The organism is Desulfotomaculum copahuensis (assembly GCF_001655685.1).
Classification (GTDB): Bacteria; Bacillota; Desulfotomaculia; order Desulfotomaculales; family Desulfovirgulaceae; genus Desulfotomaculum_G; species Desulfotomaculum_G copahuensis.
On record NZ_LYVF01000067.1, the window covers coordinates 1 to 341 of the forward strand.

The 341-nt window shown below is 48.1% G+C and carries 1 pseudogene; it reads right to left on the minus strand.

Annotation, left to right across the window (positions count from 1 at the left end):
* Positions 1-269, minus strand: a pseudogene (locus A6M21_RS05670) (RpnC/YadD family protein); the annotation flags it as partial.
* Between the last annotated feature and the right edge of the window lie 72 nt (positions 270-341).

Below are 341 nucleotides of genomic sequence, written 5' to 3' on the forward strand. Positions count from 1 at the left end.
TTCTTAAACTCGCGGTGTTGTAATGCTGTGTACTCCAACAACCGTCCGGGCATGTTCCGGTCAACGTGCGTCTGGGCCTCAATAGCCATCAAATATTCATAGCCTTCTTCGGTAACCTTAAAAAGTATATCCGATTCCCGCTTAACAGCAACGGCCTCTTTTTCCAGGCGCTCCACCTTATCGGCAGGTACACCGCGCACCAGTTGAACGAAGTGGGCCGGGTATCGTTCGGCCAGGGCCTTAATGACCAAATCAAATTCTTGGGCCATGAATACATCTCAACTTTCTGCCGGTTCTGGCTTTAGTTTACACTAAAGCAGTGCGCTTTTCAATAATTATTC